The sequence below is a fragment of the Thiorhodococcus minor genome (genome assembly GCF_010820565.1).
In the GTDB taxonomy this organism is placed as follows: Bacteria; Pseudomonadota; Gammaproteobacteria; order Chromatiales; family Chromatiaceae; genus Thiorhodococcus; species Thiorhodococcus minor.
This window is the reverse complement of the sequence record NZ_JAAIJQ010000386.1, coordinates 1-310: the sequence shown is the minus strand read 5'-3', so window position 1 is coordinate 310 and position 310 is coordinate 1. Positions and strand designations below refer to the sequence as shown.

At 55.8% G+C, this 310-nt stretch carries 1 protein-coding gene; it reads right to left on the bottom strand.

From position 1 onward, the window contains the following. Positions 1 to 29: 29 nt before the first annotated feature. A partial coding sequence (locus G3446_RS27850) for a hypothetical protein (RefSeq protein WP_209262687.1) occupies positions 30 to 310 on the bottom strand: 281 nt, incomplete at its 5' end.

Below are 310 nucleotides of genomic sequence, written 5' to 3'. Positions count from 1 at the left end.
TGCTCCTACAAGGTTCCTGTGAAGACGCATTATTTTAACATAATCATAGCTTTAGGCGCTAAGTCCATGGCATTGGGATGGAGCCCAGGCTCGGCATAGAAATCGCGGATCTCTTCCGCCGAGGTGGTGGAAACCGCTACCAGAGCGATCACGAAAGGAATGAAAAATCGCTTGCGGAGTCTTGACATGGTTAAACGCGCCTCGGATGGCATCCTGCGGTTGCGGTCATCACTGACAGGTGCTGCGGCCTTCGCTGACCGCTTGCATGTCGCAGTCGTGCAGCGTGCGCAGTGCCGGATCGGATGCGGGC